Source organism: Bradyrhizobium sp. Mp19, assembly GCF_029952935.1.
GTDB lineage: Bacteria > Pseudomonadota > Alphaproteobacteria > Rhizobiales > Xanthobacteraceae > Bradyrhizobium > Bradyrhizobium elkanii.
In genome coordinates this window covers 85,785-103,427 of record NZ_JASAUT010000016.1, presented here as the reverse complement: position 1 = coordinate 103,427, position 17,643 = coordinate 85,785, and the positions used below count along the sequence as shown (strand labels likewise).

Sequence of the window (17,643 nt, the reverse complement as noted above, 5' to 3'; positions counted from 1 at the left end):
CCAAAGCGGCGCTTGTATGGTCATCCTATTTATAATATGACTTGGCCAAACATCAACTGCAATCTGGGTGGATGCGTCGAATGGACGGAGCTGGCGTGAGACGCTTTGGTCTCGGGTTGATACCGTGGGTCGGAGCGATCCTGCTCTGGTATGCCGTGCGCTGGAGCGGCTTCGTCAACGCATCGCTGATCCCCGCCCCGCACCAGGTCGCCGCGAAGTTCGTCGAGCTTCTCACCAAGGAAGGCCTTTTGATCGACATCTTCGCCTCGACCAGGCGCGTCTTTTTCGGCGTCTCGCTTGGAATTCTCGTCGCGGTGCCCGTCGGCTTTCTGCTCGGATGGTATCGCCCGGCCCGCACCTTCGCCGACCCCATGATCAACTTCTTCCGCGCGCTGCCGCCGATCGCGCTGATCCCGCTCGTCATCGTCTATTTCGGCGTGGACGAGCTCGCAAAGCTCGTCATCCTGTTCTACGCCTCGTTCTTCTCCGGCGTGATCGTCATGTATGAGGGAGTCTCGCAGATCACGCCGCTCTATATCCGCGTGGCGCAGACGCTCGGCGCCAGTCAGGCGGAAATCTTCCGCAAGGTCATCATTCCCCTCACCGTTCCGCACATCCTCACCGCGCTGCGGGTCGCGCTTGGGGTAGCCTGGGCGACGCTGGTGGCATCCGAACTGATCGCAGCCCAGCGTGGGCTTGGCGCCATGATCCAGAATGCGTCGACCTACTTCCTGCTCGACGTCATCTATGTCGGCATCATCTGCATCGGCCTGATCGCGCTGATCATGGACATGATCCTGCGCAAGATCACGGCCCGGTTGCTGGTCTGGCAGGATCGGGCCATCGCATGACCACGCGTGCACGGTTCGACAAGGTTTCGCTTGCCTTCGAGACCCCGAAGGGACGCCTCAACGTCGTCGAGGATGTCAGCTACGATATCAACGATGGCGATTTCATCGCGGTAATCGGCCCTTCTGGCTGCGGCAAGACCACGATGATGAGCATGCTCGCCGGCTTCCAGAAGCCGACGACCGGAAGCGTGCTGTTCGACGGACAGCCCGTCGCCGGTCCCGGTCCCGAGCGCGGCGTCATCTTCCAGGAATACGGCGTCTTCCCATGGCTGACCGTGAAACAGAACATCGCTTTCGGCCTGACGCTCCGGGCCAATCACGTCGCGGCCGGCGAGCGCGATTCGATCTGCGATCACTATCTCGGCCTGATGGGGCTGTCCGACTTCGCCAACTCCTATCCGAAGCACTTGTCCGGCGGCATGCGTCAGCGGCTCGCGATCGCGCGGGCTTACGCCGTCAAGCCGCAGTTCCTGCTGATGGACGAGCCGTTCGGTGCGCTCGACGCCCAGACCCGCTCCAACATGCAGAACCTGCTGCTCAAGGTGCTCCAGACCGAAGGCAAGACGGTCATGCTGATCACCCACTCCGTGGAGGAGGCGATCTATCTCGCGTCCCGTATCGTGGTGGTGACCGCGCGGCCGGCGCGGATCAGGCAGATCATCGACGTGCCGTTCGCCTATCCGCGTGACGAATCGATCCAGGAGCGGCCGGAATTCGGCGAGCTGCGAAGCCATATCAAGCATCTGGTGATGGACGAGTATCGCGCCCAGCAGGCGCAGATGCGTCCGGTCTCATTCTCGGAATAAACAACACAGCGGAGGACGACCTATGGATCGGCGACAGTTTCTGACCACGACGGCCGGGCTTGCCCTGGGGTCCTTCACCGCCGCAGCGCCGGCGATTGCGCAGGCAAAAACAAAAATTCGTGTCGGCTATCTGCACACCGTTGCCGTCGACGGCCAGATCTGGACCGGCATGGACCGCGGTTCCTTCGAAAAGCAGGGACTGGATCTCGAGCTGCGGCAGTTCAATACCGGCCTCGAAATCTTCCAGGCGCTGATCGGCGGCAGCCTCGACGTGCTGGCGACGGGCGCCGTGCTCTCGAACTTCCCGGCCCGCGGCCAGGGCAAGGTCTTCCTCATCAACGACATCGAGGTCGCGACCGCGCAGCTCTGGGTGCGCGGCGACCAGGGCATCAAGTCGTTCGAGGATCTGAAGGGCAAGCGGATCGCAACTGCGACCGGCACCACCGCGCATGTGTTTCTGGACACCGCGCTGCGCGCGAACAAGGTCGATCCCAAACAGGTCGAACTCGTCAACCAGACCATGCCGGCCGCCGTAACCGCCTTCATTTCAGGCGCGGTGCCTGCCGTTGCGCTCTGGGTGCCTTTCAATGTGACGGTTCGCGACAAGGTGCCGGGCGCGGTCAAGCTCGCCGACGCCTCAGCCTACTATCCAAAGGCCGCGATCATCGGCGGCTGGGCCGCGGCCAACGACTATTACGAGCCCAACAGGGAAACGCTGGCGAAGCTGATCCGTGGCTGGGCCGATGCGAATGACTACATCATCGCGAACAGCACCGAGGCGATGGAAAAGCTGCAGAAGGGCCATTACAGCCAGACGCCGATGGCCGACATCGACGAATCGTTCAAGGCGCAGAAGATGTTCTCGTCGCGGGACTGGAAGCGGATGTATTCCGACGGCACGGTCACCAACTGGCTGCAGCAATCGACCGACTTCTTCATGGCCAATGCCGGCATCAAGGACTTTACGCCGGCAAGCAAATACTTCGATCCGAGCCTGTATTTGAAAACGATTGCGTGACGCATCTGGATGCGGATACCGTCCTAGAGCGTTTTCGAGCGAAGTGGATACCGGTTCGCGTGAAGAAAACGCGTCAAAACAAGAATCTAGAGCTTCGGTTCTGATTCAATCAGAACCGAAAATGCTCTAGAGAAAGCTCTCGAACGCGAGGCGCTGCGCCCGCGTCAAATGCAGGCCGTGCTTGGTGCGCCGGTCCAGGAAGTCGGCAGGCTTCCTGGCCCACTCATTCTCGCGGAGATAGACCGCTTCGCGTTCATAGAACTCACCGCCGAAATGACGGCCCAGGTCGACGGCGCTGCGGACCGGACCCAGCAGCTCGCGCGCGCGCGTCCCATAGAGACGGGCATAGTGATGGATGAGCGTTCGCGGCAAATCGGGATAGTCGCGCGCCAGCCGATTCGCGAATTCATCGAAGCTGCCGCCGATGTCGCCGCCCGGCAGCAGCCGATGCGCGGTCCAGGCCGACGACAGCTTCGGAAACCACGGCGCGAGGCGTTGCATCGCCTGCTCCGCCAGCCGGCGGTAGGTCGTGATCTTGCCGCCGAAGATCGAGAGCAGCGGCGGCACGCCCTCGGCGCTGTGGACTTCGAACACATAGTCGCGCGTCACGGCCGACGGATTGTCGGCGTTGTCGTCATAGAGCGGCCGGACTCCGGAGAACGCGTGCACGATCGCGCTCGCCTGCGGCGGCGTTTGGAAATAGCGGCGCAAGACCTGCAACAGATAATCGGTCTCGTCCTCACCGATCGCGACGTCCTCGGCGCGGCCGTGATACGGAATATCTGTGGTGCCGATCAGCGCGAGATCGTGCTCATAGGGATTGACGAAGATCACCCGGCGATCGCTGTTCTGCAGCAGATAGGCCTGCGGCCCGCTCCAGAATTTCGGCACCACGATATGGCTGCCCTTGACCAGCCGTACGCTCTGGGCCGAGTTCAGGCGCGCCACGCCCTGGATGACATCCTGAACCCACGGCCCGGCGGCGTTGACCAGCGCGCGCGACCGCACGACCTGCGTCATACCGTCATCGCCCTGCATCTCGAGCAGCCAGCTCCCGCCGTCGCGGCGCGCGCGCACCGCCCGCGTGCGCGGCAGGATGCAGGCGCCGTTCTGCGCGGCATCGATCAAATTGAGGATCACCAGCCTGCTGTCATCGACCCAGCAGTCCGAATATTCGAAGCCTCGCCGGAACTCCTGACGCAGCGGCGCGCCCTCCGGGGCGCGCGACAGATCCAGGCTGCGGCTCGCCGCCAGCTGCTTGCGGCCACCGAGATGGTCGTAGAGCAACAGCCCGGTGCGGACCAGCCACGCCGGCCGCTGCTCCGGCGAATGCGGCAGCACGAAGCGCATCGGCCAGATGATGTGCGGCGCCGACGCGAGCAGCACCTCGCGCTCGATCAGTGCCTCGCGCACCAGGCGGAACTCGTAATATTCGAGATAGCGCAACCCGCCATGGATCAGCTTGCCGGAGCGCGACGAGGTGCCCTCGGCGAAATCATCCTTCTCGCAGAGCAGGACCTTCAACCCGCGGCCGGCGGCGTCGCGGGCGATGCCGGCGCCGTTGATGCCGCCACCGATGACCGCGATATCGACCAGCCCGTGATCCGTACCTGCGACCGGCGCAGTGCCCGTCATCGCTTGCCGCTACGCCGTTTCTCGGCGCGGCGCGGCGCCGCCTTTGCCGTCGCGCGGGCCTTGTTCGGCTTCGGCGCCTGCAAACCGTAGGTGGAGAATCCCTTCGCGGTGTCGGCAATCTCCTCGTCGGTCAGGATGACGCGCGAATCGAGCGCCAGCGAGAGGTAGTACTGCCGCGCGATGGTCTCGAGCTCGACCGCGAGCCACATCGCCTTGTCGAGATTGGCGCCGAGCGCGATCATGCCGTGGTTGGCGAGCAGGCAGCCGTTGCGTCCTTCGAGCGCCGTGATCGCATGGTCGGACAATTCCTTGGTGCCGTAGCGCGCATAGCCGGCGCAGCGGATCTCGGTGCCGCCGAACGCCGCCATCATGTAATGGCAGGCCGGGATCGGCTTGCGCGCGATGGCGAGCACGGTCGCGTAGGTCGAGTGAGTATGGACGATGGCGCCGACATCGGGCCGGGCCCGCGTGATGTCGAGATGGAAGCGCCATTCGGTGGACGGCTGCAGCGGCCCCTCCCACGCGCCATAGTCGCCCTCGAGCGGCATCGAGGCGATCATCTCCGGCTTCATCGAATCGTAGGGCGTCGCCGACGGCGTGATCAGCATCCGGTCCTTGTAGCGGGCGGAGATGTTGCCCGATGTCCCCTGGTTGAGACCCGACGCATTCATCCAGCGGCACTTGGCGATAACAGCCTCGCGCAATTGTCGTTCCTCACGGGTCATACGAACTGCCTTTCTCTTCAGCACGGATTGCGTGGCGGCTCGCCGGCCAGGAAGCGGCGAACCTCTTCGGCCGCCTGCCCGGCGGCCACGGTGACGGTACGCACGGAGGCGCCGGCGATGTGCGGCGTCAGCGTGACGTTGGGAAGTCGCAGCAGCGGCCAGTCCGACGGAACCGGCTCGACCGCGAAGGTGTCGAGCATGGCGCCGCCGAGATGCCCCGATGCCAGCGCATCATGCAGCGCCTCGTAGTCGACCAGCGGCCCACGCGCGGTGTTGATCAGGAACGCGCCCGGCTTGATCCGTGCCAGCGCCTCGCGCCCGATGAAACGGGTGGTCTCCGGCGTCACCCGGGCGTGCAGCGTGACGACGTCGGCGCGGCCGAGCAATTCGCCGAGCGCGACATGCTCGACGCCGTCATTGCGGTCCTGGGCGCTGAGCTGGACATAGGGGTCGGCGACCAGGATCTTGCAGCCGAAGGCCTTCAGCAGCTTGACCACGCGGCTGCCGATCGCGCCATAGCCGACAATGCCGACCGTCATCTCGCCGAGCTCGCGCCCGGTGCGATCGGCGCGATAGAGATCGCCGCGCCATTCACCGCCACGCAGCGCCTCGTGACCGCTGCGGATCAGGCGCGTCTCGGCCAGAATGGCGCCGATGGTGAACTCCGCGACCGCACTCGCATTGCGGCCGGGCGTATTGACCACCAGCACGTTGTGGTCGCGCGCCGCCTGCATGTCGATGTTGACCGGGCCGCCCCGCGACACCGCGATGAACTTCAGCTTCGGCAGCCGCTCCAGCATCGACCGCGAGATCGGCGCCAGATGCGTGACGAGCAGCTCGGCATCGCCGATGAAGCCGATGATCTCGTCGGGCCGTCCCATGAACTCCTTCAGGCCATCGAGCTTCGAGCCGGCGTAACCGTGCTCCATCGGCTCGTCCGGCCAGGGCTGCTCCAGGGTGCGGATATCGACGCCATCGCCGCAGGCTGATCGGATGTGCTCGGCGAACACCGAGGGCAGCATGAAGCGGTCGCCGACGATGGCGATGGACTTAGACATGATCGCCTCCGGCGCGCAGCGCAGCAAGTTGCTTCCAGACCGGCCGCGACGCCAGCCTTGCCTCGAGATAGGTCGGGAAGATGCTGGCATAGCGCTTCGCCAGCGCGGCGTCCGGCGATTGCGGCGCACTTAGATGCGGCGCGACCCACTGCTCGGCACAGGCGCGCATGTCGGGATAGGCATCGATTGCGACCGCCGCGATCATCGCAGCGCCCGCGGCGCCGGCCTCGGCACGGCTGCAGATCCGGACGTCGCAATCCAGTGCGGCCCCGAGGATGGCGCCAAGCGCACGGCTCTTCGCCGCGCCGCCTGTGATCCTGACATCGCGCGGCAGCGACCCCATCGCTGCGTAACAATCCCGTGCGGCGAAGGCCAGGCCCTCCATCACGCCGCGCATCAGGTCGCCATAGCGGTGGCGCGAGCGCAGGCCGAAGAATTGCGCGCTGGCCTCATGCGCGACGAACGGACCGCGCTCGCCGGCATCGGAGATGAACGGGTGGAACAGCACCTCACCGGGCCTCGCCCGCAGCACCTGATCGTCGAGCCGGCGGATCAGCTCAGTGCGCGTGCGCGTCACGCCTTCCGCCGCCAGCAGGTCGCATGCAAGATCGAGCATCCAGTCGATGTTCAGCGTCGCCGCCATGTTGGACTGCATCTGGGCATAGTGACCCGGCACCGGGAACGGCATGGTGTAGCCGGTTGCCTCCCGATTCAGCGTCACCGCGTCGGCGTTCGGAACCAACCGCATATGCATGCCGGTCGAGCCGATGATGGTGCAGCCGACATCGGGTGACGGGTCGTAGAGCCCGGCGCCGAGCGCATTGCAGATCACGTCCACATAGCCGAGGCAGACCGGCACACCTTCCGGCAGGCCGATCTCGATGGCGGCGGCCGCTGTCAGCGGATGCGTCATCACCGCGCCGTCGACGACCGGCGGGAACAGGCGCGTCAGGTCAGCGATACCGATCAACCGCGCGGTCTCCGCATCGAATGCCCGCCTGCGGAAATCGCCGCAGGAGAAGGTGGCTTCCGACGGATCGGTGGCGCGCTCGCCGGTGAGCAGGAAATACAGCCAGTCCTTGCAGTGGAAGACCGTGGTCGCCCTGGCGATCGTGTCGGGCCTATGGGCCTGCAGCCACGCCAGTTGCGGTCCCTGCTGGCAGGCATTGAGCCCGGAGCCGGTGCGACGGTAAAGGATCGCGTTGTGCTCGCTGCCGCGGATCTCCTCGACCAGCCGCCCGGCGCGCGAATCGAGCCACAGCAGCGCCGGCGCAACCGGCCGGCCGTCGTCATCGATCAGCCAGGTGCCGTCGCCCTGCCCGGTGACCGCGATCGCCGCGATCCGCGCCGACAGGTCAGGCACTGACTTCGCCAGCGCGCGAATGACGGCGACCGTGTCGCTCCAGGTCTGCGCCATGTCCTGCTCGACATGGCCGCCGGCCAGGCTGCTATACGCATTCGGCCGCGAAACATCGGCAAGCTGCTCGCCGGTCAGCGTGAACGCCACTGCCTTGATCAGCGAGGTGCCGGCGTCAATGCCGATGATGACGTCGCGGCTTGCCGAAGCGGTCATCGTCACGCTCCCTCCGCATGGCGAATGCAGGTCCCGTCGCTGCCAAAGATGTGCAGGTGACGCGGCTCCAGCGCGAACGTGATAATCTCTCCCGGCCGCGCGGCGACGCGGCCCGGCGTGACCGCGATCAGCATGCGGCCGCCGCAATCGCCGGCGACATGCGATTGATCGCCGAGCCACTGGTTGGAGACGACCTTGACCCTGACGTCACCGGTCCCGACCGCGATCTTCTGCGGACGAATGCCGATCCGCACCTGCGGCGTGGCCGCGAGCGTCTTCGCCGCCTCAACGTCGAGTCCGGCGCCGGCGATATCGAAACGCATGTCGGTTCCGACCGACAGGCGGAAGCCGCCATCCGACCGCGTCATCTCCGCGCCGAGCAGGTTCATCGGCGGCTCGCCGATGAAGCTCGCGACGAACAGATTGGCCGGCCGGCCCTTCAGCTCCTTTTCGCTGGCGAACTGCTGCAGCACGCCGCCTTCCATGACAGCGATGCGGTCGGCCAGCGCACTCGCTTCGGTCTGGTCGTGGGTGACGAAGATCGCGGTCATGCCGCGCTCGGCAAGCAGGCTCTTGATCCGACCGCGCAGCACCGCGCGCAATTGCGGTTCGAGTTGCCCCATCGGCTCATCGAGCAGATAGAGATCGGCGTCGCGCACCAGCGCCCGCGCCAGCGACACCCGCTGCTGCTGGCCGCCGGAGATCGCGCGCGGATAGCTGTCGAGGATGTCCTCGATCTCGACCAGGCGGGCGATCTCGTCGACGCGACGCGCCACCTCGGCTCGCGGCAACTGGGCCGATTTCAGCGCGAACGCGATGTTCTCGCGGACCGTGAGCGGCGGATAGAGCGAATAGCCCTCGAAGGCCATCGCGACCTTGCGACGCGCCGGCGGCAGCTCGTGGATCCGCCGCCCGCCGAGCGCGATCGATCCGGCTGAGACGTCCTCGAAGCCTGCGATCATGCGCAAGGTCGAGGTCTTGCCGCAGCCCGACGATCCCAACAGTGCGACGATCTCGCCCTTTTCGACCGCCATATCGAGCGCGCGCACCGCATGCACCGGCTCCTTGCCGCGGCTGCGATAGACCTTGTCGATGCCTCGAAGCTCGAGCATGTCCATGACCATCCCCTCCTATGCCGCCTTGAGCCGGTGCGATGCCCCGATCCGCAGCCCGGTCGTGCGATCGAACAGCATCGCGGCGTCGGGCGCGAAGCGGACGAAAACGGCATCGTCGGCCGCGCCGTGCGGTGCATCCGGCGGCAGCGCCGCCAGCCATTCCGTTCCGTCGGCAAGACGGAGCAGCAGCACCGCCTTCTCATGCATCGGCGTGATCGCGAGAATGCGCGCCGGGACGGCGTCATCGGTGGACGCCGACGAGATCGCGAGATCCTCGGGCCGGACGCCGAGCCAACATGCACCGGCAGGTGCTGTGCCGTCGGCCGCGCCGAGCCGCATCCTGGCGCCGGCGATGTCAGCCGACAGCATGCCGTGCTCCGCTACTGGCGAGACCTCGGCGAGGTTGATGGTCGGATCGCCGAACAGGCGCGCGACCGCGACCGATGCGGGCTGGGCATAGATATCGGCAGGGGTCGCGACCTGCGCGAGCTGGCCGTCGATCAGCACCGCGATGCGGTCGGCGATCGCCATCGCCTCGCGATAGTCCTGGGTCACGTAGAGCACCGCGGCAGTGCCGCGCCGCAGCAGGTTCGGCAACTCGAGCCGCATCTCGTAGCGCAGCTTGGCGTCGACATTGCGCAGGGGATCATCCAGCAGCAGGACATCCGGATTGCCGATCAGCGCCCGCGCCAGCGCGGTGCGCTGCTTCTGTCCGTTCGACAGTTCGCGCGGCGCGTGGCCGAGCACGTGCTCGATCTTGAGCAGCCTGCTGATCGCGGCAACGCGGCCGGCGACATCGCCGCCGCCGGCCCTGGCGCGCAGGCCGCTTGCGATATTGTCGCGGGCGGTCATGTGCGGGAACAAGGCAAAGTTCTGGAACGCCATGCCGATCCCGCGCCGTTCTGGCGGAGCGCCGACGACCGAGCGGCCGCCGACCAGGATGTCGCCGTCGTCGGGCTCGAACATGCCCGCGATCATGCGCAGCAGCACGGTCTTGCCGCTGCCGGACGGTCCGAACACCGCCACGATCTCGCCGGGCTCGACCGCCAGCGACAATCCGTCGGCGGGCCGTGCCGCACCGAATGCCTTGCTCACCGAGTTGATCTCGAGACGCGCCATCGGATCAACCTTTCACCGCGCCGAGCGAGAGACCCTCGACCAGATAGCGCTGCGCATAGAGCGCAAGCAACAGGGTCGGCGTCACCGACAGCACGATCGCCGCCGCGATCTGGCCGTACTGGATGCCGGACGCGGTGACGAAGGCGAGCGCGCCGACCGTCACCGGCTGCTTGTCGGCGGAGGCCAGGATCAGCGCGAAGACGAAATTGTTCCAGCAGAAGATGAAGGACAGCAGCCCCGCCGCGGCAATCCCCGGCCCTGCCAGCGGCACCGCGATCCTGGTGAAGGCCTCGCGCCAGGAATGGCCGGCCAGCCGGTAGGCATGCTCGATATCGGGGCTGATATCCTCGAAATAGCCGCGCACGATCCACAGGATCAACGGCAGCGCGATCAACTGATAGACCCAGACGATCCCGAAGTAGGTGTCGTTGAGGCCGAGCTCCTGATAGTACAGCGACAGCGGCAGCAGCACGAGCAGCGGCGGCGCGAAGCGGAACGACAGCAGCGTGAAGGCGATGGTCTCGCCGAGACGGAATTTGAAGCGTGCAAACGCGTAGGCGGCCGGCACGCCGAGCAGCAGCGCCAGCAGCACCGCCGCGCTCGACAGCACGACGCTGTTGAAGAGATTGCGCATGAAGGAGATCTGCAGATTGCCGGCCGCGGTGCGCAGCTGGCCGGAGATCAACGCCTCGTAATTCGCAAGCGTCGGCTCGAACAGGATACGCGGCGGGATCCGCAGGATCTGCTCGTTGGTCTGGAACGACATCAGGAAGATCCAGACGATCGGAAACATGAAGAAAATCAGGATCAGCGTGAGCGCCACGCCGCGGAAAATGCGACCGGCTAGGCTGGAATGTTCCATCGCGCCTCTCCCCCGTCACGCGTGGCCGTGCGCACGCGCGCGCAACCGCAGCCAGTTCTTGATGAAGATGTTCGACAGGATGTTGGTGATCAGCCAGAGGATCATCAACAGCGCCGCCGACCTGCCGACATTGGTGTACTGGAAGAATTCCAGATAGGCCTGCACCTGGAACACCATCAGCCGGTCGCCCGGCCCGCCCTGCGTCATCGCATAGATGATGTCGAACTGCTGGATCGAATCGAGCAGCCGGAACAGCGACGCCGTGATGATGTAGGGCGCGAGCATCGGCAGCGTGATGCGGAAGAAGACGAAGCTCGCCGGCACGCCGTCGAGCGCCGCGGCCTCGAACGGCTGCCGCGGCAACGAGCGCAGGCCCGCCAGCAGCAGAATCATGATGAAGGGCGTGTAGACCCAGACATCGACCAGCACGACCGTGAACAGCGCACTCGATGGATCGGACGCCCATTTGAAATCGGTGACGCCGAACAGACTTACGAAATAGGACAAGATGCCGAAGCTCGGATTGGTCATCAGCTTCCACATCAGCGCGGCGATCGCCGGCGCCGTCATCAGCGGCAGCAGCAGCATGATCGACACCGCATTGTGGAAGCGGGTCGGCCGGCGCAGCAGCAGCGCGATGCCGAGCCCGAGCAGCAGCTCGAGCACGACCGTCACCACGGTATAGGTGATCGAGACCTGGAACGTATTCCAGAACGCCGGGTCGGACAGGAAGTCGATGTAGTTTCCGGCGCCGATGAAGCCGCGCAGATGCGGCAGGTTCAGCCGGTAGCGCTGCAGCGAGTAGACCGCCGCGGTCACGAACGGAACCAGGATCGCCACGCAGACGAGCAGCGCCGGCAGGCTGAGCAGATAGGGCAAGAGGCGCACGCGCGGCCTTGGTTTGGCCGGCGCTGCCTGCGCGTTCGTCTGGAGAAGTTGGACCATGCTCATGATGATAAGAGATCGCGCTCGGCTGGCAAACGCCGCCGGCTCGGATGGGACAAGGGTCCGAGCCGGCGGATGGGTGCGGTGCGGGGGATCAGGCACCGCACAGTTGATCCGTCAGCCGAGACCGGCCTGCTTGAGCTGCCGGTTGATGCTGTCGGCGAGCTTGTCGAGCCCCTCGTCGACGCTGACCTCCTTCGCCACCATCTTCTGCAGCGAGGCGGCCCATTCGGTCGTCAGGTCGAAGAACAGCGGCTGCGCCGTGAAGTAGATCTTGGCGCCGGGCGACGACATGTCGTGCTGCTCGAGATAGCCCGGATAGGATTTCGCGATGCGGTCGCGGAATTCGCTGTCCTTCCACACCGATGCACGCACCGGGTTGACGAAGTCCATCTTGCGCGCGCCGAACAGGTCGTGCTCGACGGATGCCGCCCACTGCATGAACAGCCAGGCCGCCTCCTTCTGCTTGGAGAAGCTCGACATCGCGAGCGACCAGATCCAGACATTCGGGGTCGGCGCCTTGGCGGCCGGATTGGCGGCGAACGGCGCATAGCCGAGATGCCCCTTCTCCTTGTTGTCGCCGCCGTTCATGAAGTAGCCGAGGATGTCGGCATCGAAGATCATGCCCGAGGCGCCGGCGCCGAGATCGGTGCCGACCTGGTACCAGGTGTAGGTCGACCAGTTCTTCGGTCCCGAGGTCTGGATCATCTTGACCCATTTGTCGTGGAAATCCTTCGAGGCCTTGGTGTTCATCGCGGCCTTCAGCTTGCCGCCCTCCATCACGAAATCCTTCTGGCCGAAGTTCGAATAGGCCGACAGGAAGCCGGGATGGATGGTCGCCCAGGAGCGCGAGCCGCGCACGCCGACGCCGTAGGGTCCGCCGGCGTCCTTGGTGATCTTGGCCGCGACCTCCAGCATCTCGTCGAGATTCTTCGGCGGCTTGACGCCGACCTTGTCGAAGACGTTACGGTTATAGGTGATGTTGTTGAGCTCATAGCCCCAGGGGATGCACCACTGCTTGGCCTTGCCCGAGCCGAGCTCGGAGCCGGCGACGCCGTCCCACGCGGTCGAGGCGCGCAGGCCCGGCAGCACGTCGTCCCAGGCGAAGGCCGGATTGGTCTTGGCGGGATCCTTGATGTAGGTGTTGAGGTCTTCGATCCAGCCCGCCGGACCATAGGTCCAGGTCATGTAGGCGCCGGTCATGAAGGCATCGTACTGGTCCGACTTCGACGACAGCGCCGCCGTCACCTTGTCGAAATAAACGTCCTCCGGGAAGATGTCGTAGGTGACGTTCATGCCGGTGAGCGACTTGAACGCCTCGATGTCGCCGATCATCGCATCGACGTAAGGGTGCTTGTTGAGCAGCAGCTTGACGCTCTTGCCGCTCTGGGCCTTCCAGTTGAAGTCGGCGGCCATCGCCTTCGACATCGAGGAGGCGAAGGCGGCGTTGGCGGCGATGCCCGCGATGCCGAGCTTGGCGGCGCCGTCCAGGAGATCGCGGCGGCTGATGCGTTTGGCAGCGTAGGAGTCGAACAGATTCTTCTCGCGATCGAACATGTATTTCCTCTCCTTGTTGACGCTTGTTTTATGTGTCCTTCCGGGTCTTGCTTCTTGTCTTGCCGGATGTGGTCTCCGGCTTGTCGGTGGCGAGCGCCTTTGCGGTCGCTTCGTCGATGATGAGGCCGTGCAGCACGCCGCTGCGCAGCACGCCGCGCAGCGCGGTCACCTTGGCCGGCCCGCCGGCGATGGCGACGATGCGGTGTTTCCTGAGATCGGCCATGCTCATGGAGGTGGCGCGGGCCGACAGATCGGTGTCCAGCACCGTTCCGTCGGCGCTGAAGAAATGTCCGAGCAGGTCGGCGCAGGCGCCGACGCGCTTCAGCTCGACGACCTCGTCGGGCTTGATCATGCCGCTCGACACCAGGAAGCCGTCGCGGCTGACCTGGCCGATGCCGACGAACAGCAGCGAGGCCTTGCGCGCCAGCGCGAACACGTCGGCGATGCCGAATTGCTGCATCAGCACGGCACGGTCGGCGACCGAATTGGCGAACACCGGCACCGGCAGCAGATAGGCTTCCGCGCCGGTGCGCTCGGCGAGCTTGTGAATCACGTCGAACGGATTGGCGGCAAATTTCCGCGTCAATCCGCCGAGCAGCGACACGAATTGCGCGTCGCGTGCCGGCGTCTGCGGCATCTGCTCCACGACCGCCGCGAGCGTGCGGCCATGACCGAAGCCGATCACCTTGTCTTGGCCGCGCTCGAGTGTCTGGCGCAGGAAGCTCGCGCCTTCCAGCGCCAGCGCCTTCAGCGGCAGGTCGCTCTCGCCGAGATCAGGTGCGACGCGGCAGAACGAGAGGCCGAAGCGCTGCGCGAGATCGTTCTCCAGCGCGACGCATTCGGCGACCGGTCCCTCGACGAACACGCGGATCATGCCCTCGCGGCTGGCGCGCGCGATCAGGCGATGCGCCTTGGTGCTCTGAATGTTGAGGCGGTCGGCGACCTCCGACTGGGTGAGCCCCGCCGCGAAATACAGCCACGCCGCGCGCGTCGCGAGCGACGCCTCGCCGTCGATCACCGGCAGCCTGTCGGGCGGGGGTGCCATATCAGGAAAAGTCCGCTTGCAAATTTCTTCACGTCCTGCAAAAAATTGCAGAGGCCGAACGGGGCGTCAATCCCCCAAACGTGCTGCAGCGCAACCAACGTCGTCGCGCGCACCAGAGAGCGATGAGGTCGCATGGGAGGTTTGTATCTCGGCATCGATGTCGGAACCGGCGGCGTGCGCGCCTGCGCAATCGACCCGCAGGGCGGCATCCGCGGCTTCGCTGCCGTCGCGCTGCCCGCACCGCGCGTCGACGGCAACGCCATCGACCAGACACCGGAGCTGTGGTGGCAGGCTACGGTGGCGGCCATCCGCAAGCTCGGCGGGAGCGTCGGTCTCGGCGACGTCACGCGCATCGTCGTCGATGGCACGTCGGGCACGCTGCTGCTGGTCGACGCCGCCGGCCGGCCCTGCTCGCCGGGTCTGATGTACAATGATGCACGCGCCACGCGTGAGGCGACGCGCGTCGCGGCGGTCGCCCCGCGCGAGAGCGGCGCGCATGGCGCGAGCAGCGCGCTCGCCAAGCTGCTCTATCTGCTGGGCCATGACTATATCGGCGATGCGCGCCACGCCGTTCACCAGGCGGACTGGATCGCCGGCCGGCTCGCGAGCCATCACGGCATCAGCGACGAGAACAACGCGCTGAAGCTCGGTTACGACCCGGTCGCGCGCGTCTGGCCGCCCTGGCTTGACCAGCTCGGCGTGCGCGACGATCTGCTCCCCGAAGTGCTGGTGCCGGGCACGCCATTCGCCGAGATGGATCCGCAGGTCGCGCGGTCGCTGGGACTGCCGCCCACGGCGCAGGTCGCCGCCGGCACCACCGATGGCGTTGCGGCCTTCATCGCAACGCGCGCCGACCAGCCTGGCGATGCCGTCACCTCGCTCGGCACCACGCTGGTGGTCAAGCAGCTTGCGACCCAACCGATCTTCGCGGCCGACCAAGGCGTCTATTCGCATCGGCTCGGCGAACGCTGGCTTGCCGGCGGCGCCTCGAACTCCGGCGGCGCCGCGCTGCTGATGCATTTCACCGCCGCCGAGATGGAACGGCTGACACCGCAGCTGACGCCGGACCAACCGACCGGGCTCGACTACTATCCGCTGCCAAAACCCGGCGAACGCTTTCCGATCGCCGATCCGGCGCTGGCCGCGCGGATCACGCCGCGTCCGGCGGAGGACTGCCGATTCTTCCAGGCGCTGCTCGAGGGCATCGCCTCGGTCGAAGCCCTCGCCTACCGCCAGCTGGCGCGGCTCGGGGCGCCGCGCCTGCGCCGCGTCATCGGCATCGGCGGCGGCGCCAAGAACGACGCATGGACCCGGATCCGGCATCGCGTCCTCGGCGTTCCCGTCTCGGTCGCCGAGCAGACCGAAGCAAGCTACGGCGCCGCGCTGCTCGCGCTGAACGGAGGCCCGCCATGAAGGCCGACGCGACCGCGATCGCCGGCCTTCACGCCATCGCCGACCGCTTCGATCATGTGCTGCTCGACCAGTGGGGCACGCTGCATGAGGGGCTGGCGGTGTTCCCCGCGGCGCTGGATTGCGTGGCGCGGCTGCGCGAAGCCGGCAAGCGCATCCTGATCCTGTCCAACTCCGGCAAGCGCGCCGGCAGCAACCAGCGGCGGCTCGCGACGCTCGGCCTGCCGCCCGACGCCTATGACGGCGTGTTGTCCTCGGGCGAGGTCACCTGGCGCGGCCTGCATGCACGCGAGCAGGCTCCCTTTGCCGAACTTGGACGCGCCTGCTTCCTGATCTCGCGCGATGGTGACCGCTCGATCGTCGACGGCACCGACCTTGTGGTGGTCTCGAACATGCGCGACGCCGACTTCATCCTGCTCGGCGGTCTCGACGATGACGCGGCCGAGCCCGAACGCTGGCGTGAGCCGCTGGCAACCGCTGCCGCACGCCAACTGCCGATGCTGTGCGCCAATCCCGATCTCGTGATGTTCGGCGTCGCGGGGCTGATCCCTGCGCCGGGCGCACTCGCCGCATTCTACCATTCGCTCGGCGGCACCGTGCTGTTCGTCGGCAAGCCGTATCCACCGATGTTTGCCGCCGCGCGCGATCAATTGGGGCACCCTCCCCCGGACCGGATCCTCGTCATCGGCGACTCCCTCGATCACGATATCGCCGGTGGACGGACCGCCGGCATGCTGACCTTGCTGATCGGCTCCGGCGCCCACCGCGCGACGCTTGCGCAGGCGAACGATCTGCCGCTGGCGATCAAGACCGTGGCCGGCACAGCGGCGCGGATGCCGCACTGGACGATGGACCATCTGACCTGGTGAGAACAGCCCCGATGCGACCGCCTCAAATGCTGGATGAACTGCGCCGCATGTCGGCACGCGTCGGCAGGAATATGCTGCTGGTGCAAGGCGCCGGCGGCAATTCGTCGGTCAAGGATGACGACGTGCTGTGGGTGAAGGCGTCGGGTACCTGGCTCGCCGACGCCGAGGGCAAGGAGATTTTCGTGCCGGTCGCCTTGTCGGCCGCGCGCACAGCGCTGATGCATGGCGACGAACGCGTGCCGCTGGCGCCGAACGCCGCCACGACGCTGCGCGCCTCGATCGAGACCTCGCTGCATGCGCTGATGCCGCACCGGATCGTGCTGCACGTCCATTCCGTCAACACCATCGCATGGGCGGTGCGCACCGACGCGCGCGACGAGTTTGCCCGGCGACTGGACGGACTGGCGTGGCGTTTTCTCGACTATCACCACCCGGGGCTGCCGCTCGCACGCGCGGTCAGCGCGGCAATCGCACAGGATACGGTCGACGTCCTGATCCTCGGCAATCATGGCCTGGTGGTCGGTGCGGCGACCTGCGACGCGGCGGAGGCATTGGTCGCCGACGTCGAGAAGCGCCTGGCACTCGAGCAGCGTCGCGCGCCGGCTGCGGATCATGATACGCTTCGAAATATCTGCGCCGGCACCAATTATCGCTTGCCGCGAGATCCTCGCGGCCACGACATTGCCACCGACCGCTACAGCCGCGCGATCGCGACCAGCGGCTCGTTGTATCCCGATCACGTCGTCTTCCTTGGCCCGGGCCTGCCGGTGCTGGAGCATCGCGAGAAGCTGGACGCCATGATCGCGCAGACCACCGCGAACGGACTGCCGCCGCCGGTTGCCCTCCTCGTCCCAGACCTCGGCAGCCTCATCCGCGAGGACGCGAGCGACGGCGCGGAGGCCATGCTGAGCTGCCTCGCATTGGTCACATGCCGCCTGCCCCTGACCGCACGGGTCAATTATCTGACGGCAGAGAACGAGCATGCGCTGCTGAATTGGGACGCTGAGCGCTACCGCCAGCAATTGACGGCCGATCGCTGACCGTTGGTCGACGGA

16 protein-coding genes are annotated in these 17,643 nt (G+C 66.2%); 6 read left to right on the top strand and 10 right to left on the bottom strand.

Annotated elements, in window-relative coordinates; genetic code table 11:
- The first annotated feature begins 80 nt into the window (after positions 1 to 80).
- From QJT82_RS19435 to QJT82_RS19425, 3 genes are read left to right on the top strand one after another with little or no spacing between them, the layout of a single operon-like run.
- Positions 81 to 851 carry an ABC transporter permease gene (locus tag QJT82_RS19435; RefSeq protein ID WP_035631716.1) on the top strand — a complete coding sequence of 257 codons (771 nt, stop codon included), beginning with the start codon at positions 81 to 83 and terminating at the stop codon, positions 849 to 851.
- A complete protein-coding gene (locus QJT82_RS19430) occupies positions 848 to 1,657 on the top strand; it encodes an ABC transporter ATP-binding protein (protein WP_028341191.1) in 810 nt (269 codons plus the stop codon). The genes QJT82_RS19435 and QJT82_RS19430 overlap by 4 nt, the downstream gene beginning before the upstream one ends.
- Before the next feature lie 22 nt (positions 1,658 to 1,679).
- Entirely contained in the window at positions 1,680 to 2,675 is a 996-nt protein-coding gene (locus QJT82_RS19425; RefSeq protein ID WP_028341192.1) for an ABC transporter substrate-binding protein, read from the top strand.
- 126 nt (positions 2,676 to 2,801) lie between these two features.
- On the opposite strand, the gene QJT82_RS19420 is transcribed toward QJT82_RS19425, so the two are convergent.
- The 10 genes from QJT82_RS19420 to QJT82_RS19375 form a co-directional block, all read right to left on the bottom strand.
- Positions 2,802 to 4,310 (bottom strand): glycerol-3-phosphate dehydrogenase, encoded by a 1,509-nt coding sequence (locus QJT82_RS19420; RefSeq protein WP_028341193.1) that lies wholly within the window; start codon positions 4,308 to 4,310, stop codon positions 2,802 to 2,804.
- Positions 4,307 to 5,035, bottom strand: a complete 729-nt coding sequence (locus QJT82_RS19415; RefSeq protein ID WP_028341194.1) for a class II aldolase/adducin family protein — start codon at positions 5,033 to 5,035, stop codon at positions 4,307 to 4,309. Before QJT82_RS19415 ends, QJT82_RS19420 begins: the two co-directional genes overlap by 4 nt.
- A gap of 17 nt (positions 5,036 to 5,052) precedes the next feature.
- The gene (locus QJT82_RS19410; RefSeq protein ID WP_028341195.1) at positions 5,053 to 6,093 is read right to left on the bottom strand and encodes a 2-hydroxyacid dehydrogenase; all 1,041 of its coding nucleotides are present in this window, start codon (positions 6,091 to 6,093) and stop codon (positions 5,053 to 5,055) included.
- Positions 6,086 to 7,666 (bottom strand): FGGY-family carbohydrate kinase, encoded by a 1,581-nt coding sequence (locus tag QJT82_RS19405; RefSeq protein ID WP_028341196.1) that lies wholly within the window; start codon positions 7,664 to 7,666, stop codon positions 6,086 to 6,088. The genes QJT82_RS19410 and QJT82_RS19405 overlap by 8 nt, the downstream gene beginning before the upstream one ends.
- 2 nt (positions 7,667 to 7,668) lie before the next feature.
- Positions 7,669 to 8,778: an ABC transporter ATP-binding protein gene (locus tag QJT82_RS19400; RefSeq protein WP_028341197.1), complete on the bottom strand. Its 1,110-nt coding sequence runs from the start codon at positions 8,776 to 8,778 to the stop codon at positions 7,669 to 7,671.
- An 18-nt stretch (positions 8,779 to 8,796) separates the two neighbouring features.
- Complete coding sequence (locus tag QJT82_RS19395; RefSeq protein ID WP_028341198.1) at positions 8,797 to 9,900, bottom strand: ABC transporter ATP-binding protein; 1,104 nt, start codon at positions 9,898 to 9,900, stop codon at positions 8,797 to 8,799.
- A 4-nt stretch (positions 9,901 to 9,904) separates the two neighbouring features.
- Complete coding sequence (locus tag QJT82_RS19390) at positions 9,905 to 10,762, bottom strand: carbohydrate ABC transporter permease (protein ID WP_028341199.1); 858 nt, start codon at positions 10,760 to 10,762, stop codon at positions 9,905 to 9,907.
- A gap of 15 nt (positions 10,763 to 10,777) precedes the next feature.
- A complete protein-coding gene (locus QJT82_RS19385) occupies positions 10,778 to 11,707 on the bottom strand; it encodes a sugar ABC transporter permease (RefSeq protein ID WP_028341200.1) in 930 nt (309 codons plus the stop codon).
- A gap of 117 nt (positions 11,708 to 11,824) precedes the next feature.
- Positions 11,825 to 13,264, bottom strand: coding sequence for an extracellular solute-binding protein (locus QJT82_RS19380; RefSeq protein ID WP_016846935.1), 1,440 nt, complete (start codon positions 13,262 to 13,264; stop codon positions 11,825 to 11,827).
- 28 nt (positions 13,265 to 13,292) lie between these two features.
- The gene (locus QJT82_RS19375; RefSeq protein WP_028341201.1) at positions 13,293 to 14,309 is read right to left on the bottom strand and encodes a sugar-binding transcriptional regulator; all 1,017 of its coding nucleotides are present in this window, start codon (positions 14,307 to 14,309) and stop codon (positions 13,293 to 13,295) included.
- 132 nt (positions 14,310 to 14,441) lie between these two features.
- Between QJT82_RS19375 and QJT82_RS19370 the strand changes: the two genes are divergently transcribed.
- Genes QJT82_RS19370 through QJT82_RS19360 form a run of 3 tightly spaced genes read left to right on the top strand, consistent with a single transcriptional unit; the run spans position 14,442 to position 17,628 of the window.
- Positions 14,442 to 15,722 (top strand): FGGY-family carbohydrate kinase, encoded by a 1,281-nt coding sequence (locus tag QJT82_RS19370; protein ID WP_028341202.1) that lies wholly within the window; start codon positions 14,442 to 14,444, stop codon positions 15,720 to 15,722.
- A complete protein-coding gene (locus QJT82_RS19365; protein WP_028341203.1) occupies positions 15,719 to 16,588 on the top strand; it encodes a TIGR01459 family HAD-type hydrolase in 870 nt (289 codons plus the stop codon). The genes QJT82_RS19370 and QJT82_RS19365 overlap by 4 nt, the downstream gene beginning before the upstream one ends.
- Positions 16,589 to 16,599: 11 nt before the next feature.
- Positions 16,600 to 17,628 carry a class II aldolase/adducin family protein gene (locus QJT82_RS19360; protein ID WP_028341204.1) on the top strand — a complete coding sequence of 343 codons (1,029 nt, stop codon included), beginning with the start codon at positions 16,600 to 16,602 and terminating at the stop codon, positions 17,626 to 17,628.
- The last annotated feature ends 15 nt before the right edge of the window (positions 17,629 to 17,643 follow it).

Coding starts and splice junctions, on each gene's coding strand:
- QJT82_RS19435 (WP_035631716.1), top strand. CDS start 81: ATGGACGGAGCTGGCGTGAGACGCTTTGGTCTCGGGTTGATACCGTGG.
- QJT82_RS19430 (WP_028341191.1), top strand. CDS start 848: ATGACCACGCGTGCACGGTTCGACAAGGTTTCGCTTGCCTTCGAGACC.
- QJT82_RS19425 (WP_028341192.1), top strand. CDS start 1,680: ATGGATCGGCGACAGTTTCTGACCACGACGGCCGGGCTTGCCCTGGGG.
- QJT82_RS19420 (WP_028341193.1), bottom strand. CDS start 4,310: ATGACGGGCACTGCGCCGGTCGCAGGTACGGATCACGGGCTGGTCGAT.
- QJT82_RS19415 (WP_028341194.1), bottom strand. CDS start 5,035: ATGACCCGTGAGGAACGACAATTGCGCGAGGCTGTTATCGCCAAGTGC.
- QJT82_RS19410 (WP_028341195.1), bottom strand. CDS start 6,093: ATGTCTAAGTCCATCGCCATCGTCGGCGACCGCTTCATGCTGCCCTCG.
- QJT82_RS19405 (WP_028341196.1), bottom strand. CDS start 7,666: ATGACCGCTTCGGCAAGCCGCGACGTCATCATCGGCATTGACGCCGGC.
- QJT82_RS19400 (WP_028341197.1), bottom strand. CDS start 8,778: ATGCTCGAGCTTCGAGGCATCGACAAGGTCTATCGCAGCCGCGGCAAG.
- QJT82_RS19395 (WP_028341198.1), bottom strand. CDS start 9,900: ATGGCGCGTCTCGAGATCAACTCGGTGAGCAAGGCATTCGGTGCGGCA.
- QJT82_RS19390 (WP_028341199.1), bottom strand. CDS start 10,762: ATGGAACATTCCAGCCTAGCCGGTCGCATTTTCCGCGGCGTGGCGCTC.
- QJT82_RS19385 (WP_028341200.1), bottom strand. CDS start 11,707: ATGGTCCAACTTCTCCAGACGAACGCGCAGGCAGCGCCGGCCAAACCA.
- QJT82_RS19380 (WP_016846935.1), bottom strand. CDS start 13,264: ATGTTCGATCGCGAGAAGAATCTGTTCGACTCCTACGCTGCCAAACGC.
- QJT82_RS19375 (WP_028341201.1), bottom strand. CDS start 14,309: ATGGCACCCCCGCCCGACAGGCTGCCGGTGATCGACGGCGAGGCGTCG.
- QJT82_RS19370 (WP_028341202.1), top strand. CDS start 14,442: ATGGGAGGTTTGTATCTCGGCATCGATGTCGGAACCGGCGGCGTGCGC.
- QJT82_RS19365 (WP_028341203.1), top strand. CDS start 15,719: ATGAAGGCCGACGCGACCGCGATCGCCGGCCTTCACGCCATCGCCGAC.
- QJT82_RS19360 (WP_028341204.1), top strand. CDS start 16,600: ATGCGACCGCCTCAAATGCTGGATGAACTGCGCCGCATGTCGGCACGC.